This window comes from Microcoleus asticus IPMA8 (assembly GCF_013179805.1).
Classification (GTDB): domain Bacteria; phylum Cyanobacteriota; class Cyanobacteriia; order Cyanobacteriales; family Microcoleaceae; genus Microcoleus; species Microcoleus asticus.
In genome coordinates, this window is record NZ_SRRZ01000205.1 from 1 (window position 1) to 6,981 (window position 6,981).

Annotated in this window: 4 protein-coding genes and 3 pseudogenes; 3 read left to right on the top strand and 4 right to left on the bottom strand. The window is 39.7% G+C overall.

The window, feature by feature from the left end; translation table 11 throughout:
* Window positions 1-72: 72 nt before the first annotated feature.
* The 4 genes and pseudogenes from E5S67_RS30375 to E5S67_RS30390 all read right to left on the bottom strand — a co-directional run bounded on the left by E5S67_RS30375 (window position 73) and on the right by E5S67_RS30390 (window position 3,249).
* The gene (locus E5S67_RS30375; RefSeq protein ID WP_172192979.1) at window positions 73-663 is read right to left on the bottom strand and encodes an IS630 family transposase; all 591 of its coding nucleotides are present in this window, start codon (window positions 661-663) and stop codon (window positions 73-75) included.
* Between the two features lies 1 nt (window position 664).
* Entirely contained in the window at window positions 665-1,114 is a 450-nt protein-coding gene (locus E5S67_RS30380) for a helix-turn-helix domain-containing protein (RefSeq protein ID WP_172192981.1), read from the bottom strand.
* A 57-nt stretch (window positions 1,115-1,171) separates the two neighbouring features.
* Window positions 1,172-1,889: pseudogene (locus E5S67_RS30385) on the bottom strand (transposase); the annotation flags it as partial.
* 661 nt (window positions 1,890-2,550) lie between these two features.
* Window positions 2,551-3,249, bottom strand: a pseudogene (locus E5S67_RS30390) (IS1 family transposase).
* A gap of 138 nt (window positions 3,250-3,387) precedes the next feature.
* On the opposite strand from E5S67_RS30390, the pseudogene E5S67_RS30395 reads away from it, so the two are divergent.
* From E5S67_RS30395 to E5S67_RS34270, 3 genes and pseudogenes are all read left to right on the top strand, one after another.
* Window positions 3,388-5,053 (top strand): annotated as a pseudogene (locus E5S67_RS30395) (IS1634 family transposase).
* A 580-nt stretch (window positions 5,054-5,633) separates the two neighbouring features.
* On the top strand, window positions 5,634-5,801 hold the full coding sequence (locus tag E5S67_RS30400; RefSeq protein ID WP_172192983.1) for a hypothetical protein: 168 nt from the start codon (window positions 5,634-5,636) through the stop codon (window positions 5,799-5,801).
* 891 nt (window positions 5,802-6,692) lie between these two features.
* Window positions 6,693-6,827: a hypothetical protein gene (locus E5S67_RS34270; RefSeq protein WP_281363599.1), complete on the top strand. Its 135-nt coding sequence runs from the start codon at window positions 6,693-6,695 to the stop codon at window positions 6,825-6,827.
* Window positions 6,828-6,981: the final 154 nt, after the last annotated feature.

Sequence of the window (6,981 nt, forward strand, 5' to 3'; positions counted from 1 at the left end):
CGATTTCTCTCGGGACATCTCAACTCCTACTTAGGTTTACATCCTCATTATACATTATTTATGATTTACAAATCATTTGCGATCGCTATAGTCCCAACCACAGAGAGATAAAACTTCTTCATTCGTGAGAGATTTAATAATTATATCTACCTGTTCTTTGAGTTTATCTAAACTCGAATAATTTTCCCACTTGAGGTCTTTTTTTGTATGTTCCCACAATCTTTCAATCGGATTCAATTCAGGACTATAGGCAGGTAAATATATTGGCATTACATGGTCATGCCAGTCTAATAAGAGAGCTTTATGAAAGCTACCATTATCCATGATAATTAGATTGAAATAGTCTGAGTATTTTTCAGCAAATCCATTTAAAAACTCTTGAAAGCAGTTGTGATTGAGCTGAGAAAATTCTTGATAATATTGTTCACCTGTTGATGGCTCTACAACTCCATACACATAGAAGTTTCCTCGCTTCCATTGCTTTTTCCCGACGGGTTTTATCCCCTTCAATGTAATCATCCTGCCCTGCATAGTAATCAATCCAAATCTACTCTCGTCCTGACACCATATCCTTACAGGCTGTCCTGTTCCGAAATATTTAATCATTACTTTGATAATCTCCCACAGTTTTTTTTTGAAGTTTGTCTGTGCAACTTCGTTCACCTTATTGCTTTGGGGTCTTGGGACGAAAGAGGTAAGATTTTAAGTTATAATGAACTAGGTCATGTACGACTTTATAGCTCACTTTTATTCCGCATTCTTTTTCTAGCCATATCTGTAATTTGCCATAACTTGTTTCCCCCTCTGGCTCTTGCAGTTTTTTGATTAATTTTTCTCTAACTTCGGGTGGTATATGTGGAGTCTTACCGGGAGCTTTTTTTGCTGTGAGTAATGAGGTAATTCCACCTTGTTTGTAAGCTCTTAACCAACGATATATTGTTGATTCATCTCGCTTCAGCATCGTGGCTAATTCTTCTCTTGTTTTGATTTTTTTGGTGGCAATCCAGTATAATACCAGTAATTTTTCTTTACTTACGGAGGTTATAGCCCGTTCGAGTCGATGCTCTAGTTCCTCAACTGTTTCCTGGATTTCTACCTTAAATTTGTTGGCCATATTGCATCTCCTCTACTTTTAGCCTACATTTAGTGTACCTTCATAGTGAATTGGTATAAATACTCGCTCTACTTGAATGGCTGCTCCTTTTTTTAAACGAGTAATTAAGTGGATATCTGCTTCAATTAATTTGAGCCAAAAGCTAAAATGGTAAAATCCTCTATCCAGTAAGAGTAAGGTTTTAGTTGGCACTAATTGCAGGATATTTTCTTCAAGCTTAACATCAGAAGCTCTTGGGTTTTCCTGAAACCAAATATCAACAGGGAGCCGGGTCATTAAATCTATAACTGTTGCCATTTTCCCTGCCAACTGCGCTTTGGGTATATTTTCCAGGCTTTTGAGCTTGCAAAATAATGCTTCGAGCGCTGAACTATCCACTATCCAAATTCTCGAAAATTTGGTCAAGGCAAATTGAATGCTTTCTGGTAGATGCCGTTGGTTTCTCTGGTACCAAGCCGTTCTTAAACTCGGTAATAAATTTTTGAAGACTCCCTCAAATAATGTGGCGGGAAAACTTAAAAATCTCTATCGACATTGCTTGTTGAGTGACTGTTGTAGGTCGGCACCACAAAAAACCTTCTCTTGCCAACATTCTTGTGAGTTCTGTCACTCCAGCCACCTCTGGCCACAATAGGGCTAATACTGCTGCTACCATCAACGGTAGATTAAGAATTCTCCCTCGTAAACCCAGTTGACGGTAGTAATTTTCTTGTGAGGTGATGGCTGGTGTTAATAATGCCGATAGTTGCGAGGCAATCGCTTCATCTTCCACCATCGGTTTTGTGGTTTTTTTAGCGTGGTCACGGTTGGTTTTTTGATTCTTGGCCATATTTGCTGACCTACACAATCGCCCAATTATTTGTCAATTATATCGTTCGATCGTACCAATGCTCGCAATCGATCGTGCGCTCCCCGACGCTGCCGTGCGCTGGCGGTCCAACTATTATCTTGCGCCCGCCATTATTATGTCGCGCCCACCATTATTATCAATCGTCCGCCATTATTATCGATCGTCCGTCACTGTTATCGATCGTCCGCCAATCGAGACCACAACTTATTAATAATGATAATCGCTGTTGGTGGGAAAGTCCGCCGTAAGAGAACTCTCCCACCCTTACCCCTTATTTGATTATCATTATTATTTAATAATATTTATGCACAAAGGGGTATTGACAAAATCTACTGCCTTCTAAGTTGTTACCAATGATTTGGTATAAATTGTACTTGACAAAAAGGGCAAAATATAAAAAAGCATCCTGTCAATAGCGGTTCTTTGAACCCATTTGAGAGCTTTTGACGATCGACAGATAACGGACAATCGACAGACCACGGGCGATCGACTCGCAGCCTCAAAGATGTCAAATGGGTTCTATAATACTGCTTCATCTGTGTCACGAATGGTGAGGAAAAATGGCGTTGCTGAATAGCGGTATGAATTATTGAGGAACCGGGACATCCCAGAATTTCAGATAATGCAGTAACAATCTAATTGGGTGTCTCAGTAGTTCTTCTGATTTGGAATAGCATAGTGTCTTGCGATGCAGTCGAGCTCGCGCAGTGTCTAAGCCTTGTGTTTTCCCCCTCAACCCGTGTCATGTATGTCTTGCTGACAATCTGGTCGCCGTCTGGAATAAAGCCGGGATAAACCGACCATCCATCAGTGACATAGAAATAGCACTGCCATGCCTGCACAATTGCCCACAACGGTCGAAACGTTTCTGCACGCTCGGTCACCTAAGACCCAGCCTAAGAGCCCTTGCTTGAAGTGGTCAACCGCCGTCCACAGCCAGATGCAAGTTTTTTTTGAACCGACAAACGTTTCTAATTCATCTAGCTCACCTACGAGGGGAACAGTCTCTGGTTCGTAAGCATCAGGCAGTAGTTGTCCCACGCGCTTGACCCAAGTAATGAGCGTCGTGTGATGCACACGCAATTACCTCGTTCGATACCCCGAAAGCCCATGCCGTTAACATACATTTTCAGGCATTCTCGTTTGACTTCATCTGAGTAACCTTTCGCTGGTTCGTACCCCTCGATGAACTGGCGACCACAAGCAACACAAATGTGATGAGTGTTTACCTTGTTTGTTTCCCATTTTTACGGATATGGGTGCAACCGCATTCTGGGCATTGCATCCCACATTCTGCAGATATTCACGCAGATTTAATTTCAAAAAAATTCAGAATTGCCAATACCTCAAATGATTGCTATGCAATCATTTGAGGTATTTTTAAGGTATAATAATTTGTGCCAGTATAGCAACCTTCAAAACTATGAAAAAGCCCTCTGAAGCTATAAATATCGTAAATTTAGACCATTTGGGAATAGTAGCGGGGCTCATAGATGAAATGGAATTGGTAGAAGAAGTCAACAAAAAAGTGGGAATAAAAGTTAAAGAAACCCTCAGTCCAGGACAAGTAATGAAAGCAATGATTTTGAACGGATTGGGATTTTTGAGCGCCCCAATCTACCTATTTGAAACATTTTTTGTGGAAAAAGCAACAGAACATCTAATTGGAGAAGGAGTGACACCCGAACAATTAAATGATGACAGAATCGGGAGAGCTTTAGACAAATATCATCAAGCTGGAACCACAAAATTATTCACGGCAATTGCCCTGAAAGCAGCGATGAAATTTCAAGTATCAATGAAAAGCGTTCACCTAGATAGCAGTTCAATATCAGTAGAAGGAGCATACAAAAACTGTCAGGGAAAAAGCCAGGAAGTTGAGGCAGAATCTGAAGATACAGAATCTTCCATAAAAACCATAAAAATCGTTCATGGCTATGCAAGAGATCGAAGACCGGACCTCAAACAATTTATCATTGATACGATCGTAAGTGGAGATGGAGACGTACCATTATATCTCAAAATAGATGACGGAAATGCCGATGATAAAAGTGTCTTTGTAGAGAGATTAAAAGAATTTAAAAACCAGTGGACATTTGACGGAATCTGTGTAGCAGACAGTGCCTTGTACACAGTAGAAAATTTGTCAGCAATGGCAGGAATGAAATGGATAACAAGAGTACCATTAAGCATCAAATCAGCTCAAAATAAAATCTGCAACATTGAAGATAGTGACTGGGAAGACTCTCAAATAAAAGGCTATAAAATAGCAGCCCAAACGAGTGAGTATGCTGGCATCAAGCAAAGATGGCTAGTAATATAAAGTGAAATCAGAAAGCAAGCAGATCTCAAAAAAATAGTAAAGCAAGTAGAGAAACAGTTAGAATCAGCCAAAGCCAAACTGCGTAAGCTATCCAGGCAAAAATTTGCTTGTATTTCCGATGCGGAAGCTGCCATAAAAAAGTTGTCAGAATCATGGAAATATCACCAGATAACAGAAATTAAATCCCAAGAAAAAACAGTTAAAGCAACAAAAAGCAATCTGAAACAACTCGCTCGGACACAGACAAAAGTTTATCAAATTACGGGTGAAATAGAACCCCGAAATTCAGCGATTGAAGCGGAAAAAGTCAAAGCCGGGAGATTCATATTAGCCACAAATATCTTAGATGCTGAAGCAGTAACCAATCCACAGGTATTATCGGAATATAAAGCGCAGCAAAGTAATGAGAGAGGATTTAGATTTATCAAAGATCCGTTATTTTTTACTTCCAGCGTATTCGTGAAAAAGCCGGAGCGAGTTGAAGCAATCGGAATGATAATGGGACTGTGTTTGTTAGTATATAACCTGGCGCAAAGGAAATTGAGACAACAATTATCAGCTACCAACGAACGAGTGAAAAATCAGGTAAAGAAATTGACCGATAAGCCGACAATGCGCTGGATATTTCAGATGTTTCAGGCGGTACATTTAGTGACGATAAATGGAGCGAAGCAGGTCAGTAATTTAACCTGCTTAGCGTCAAGATATCTTGCGGCATTTAGGAGAGTATTGCTGTCAATACTATTTAATATTTTCAAGCGAATAACGATTGAGTTCGAGGTGTAGATATTTGTGAATAATTTTCATTAATTAGTCAAGACAATTTGCTCTTGGCATAAGTTTTCTTGCTTCAAAATATGAGTGGTCAGGATAAAATAGCAACATGAATATATGAGAAAAAGTCAATTATTTCAACTAACTTAGTTTAGGTAAATTTGACAAGCTTCTGTAATGCTAAAACTGCATAATTTCATCCCAAAAGCGTTTCGCTTCCAAGTTTTCACAACTGATAAAAAAATCCGACCCACATCTGCGGAATGTGGGTTGCATCCTCAATTGACCTCAATTCATACTTCCATTATGCAACGCCCAATAATTTATTTACATCACTTCTGGGTGTTATGAGGTACAATAAGAATAGATAAAAAAAATACACCAATGAAAGCATATTCAGTTGATTTGCTTTCCAAAAATAGTAGCAGCCCATCAAGATCAGAAGCTGTCGATCAGAAAAACAGCAGCGATATTTTCCGTCAGTAAAAGCTGAGTTCAGAAACTGGTCAAGCAACAAAAAATAGAGGGGAATTTACAGCCGAAACGAGAGTGGGAAACCGAGATACAGTCATTTGAATAATTCCACAGCAGAGTTGAGAGAAATAGTGGCAGCACATCCCGATGCAACCTTACTAGAATTGTGTGAGTTATTTGCCCAGAATCCGGGAAATTGGGTGGGTAGAACAGCAATGTGTAACGCCTTACAAAAGTTGGGATTAAATCGTAAAAAAAAACAGTGAGAAGTAGCCAAGCAGGCACTGAAAAAGTCATGAAATTAAGGTTATAGTATTGAGAAAAAGTCAAGCATATCGAACCTAAAAATGAGCGTATTTTTAGATGAGACTGGAGTATTACGCTTGTTTAACCAGAACTCATGCTTCCAACGAGGAACGAGAGCCTATGCAGTCAAACCCTTTTATCGAGGCAAGAAAGTCACAGTAATTGGTGCAATTAGTTTTCAGCGAGTAGTGGCATTAATGACCATAGACAACTCGATGGCGGGGCCAAGCATTTGAGGTGTTTATCGCTCAATGTTTAGTGCCACAATTGTGGTCGGGAGCAGTAGTAGTGAGGGATAACTTACCAGCGCATAAAGTAGATTCAATTAAGCCCGTAGATTGAAGCGGTGGGTGCTTTTATCTTGTGTTTGTCCCCATACTCTCCTGATTTTAATCCAATTGAATTATGGTGTCGCAACTCAAATCTTTTATTGCGACAGTTTTCACCAACCACCACTAAAATGGTTGACACCATAATTGCTGTGGCTCTTGACTTAATTAATCCGAAACATCTTAAAAACTGGTTTACTAATTGCTGCTACTGTACCTCATAACATCCGGAAGTGCTGTAGTATAATCTTTTGAGCACTACCATCAATTAGACGCTGGCGGAACTCGCACAACACTGAGAAGTCAAAGCCTGGATCACTTAATTCTAAAGGCTCTCCTGAGTTTATAGTGTAAAATGTACCTAATAATACATTTACCGTTATGAGCTTCCATCTAGACTATCTATTAGCCTGGCCTGGAGTCAGGGTTGAAACTGGGAGCATCCCGGTTTTGTAAATATCCGAATAAGCGTAAAATAGTTAAAATCAATAAAAGCGTCAAAAAAAGTCGAAAACAAGAGCCATGACCCCTGAAGAACTAGAGCGGTTGCAATCCTGTACGGCAGAAATTGCTAAAATTTTGTATAACAATACACCCCCAAGTGAACTGACCAGTCTGGAAAATATTGAAAAGCATCTCAGGCAACAATGGCTGTAAAAAGTGGGCCCACAAATCGGTTTTTTTTTATCAAACAAGCAACGGGAACAGAACAAGGACGACCGGCTCTCCGGAACTTACGGTGATATTTTTATCTAATTAGAGAAGCAAGCTAATACGCGTTCTCGAAAATTATCAAAGTTTGAAAAGCCAT

What these genes read in the sequence shown, in the direction of transcription:
- E5S67_RS30380 (WP_172192981.1), bottom strand. Translation starts at nt 1,114, where the DNA reads ATGGCCAACAAATTTAAGGTAGAAATCCAGGAAACAGTTGAGGAACTA.
- E5S67_RS34270 (WP_281363599.1), top strand. Translation starts at nt 6,693, where the DNA reads ATGACCCCTGAAGAACTAGAGCGGTTGCAATCCTGTACGGCAGAAATT.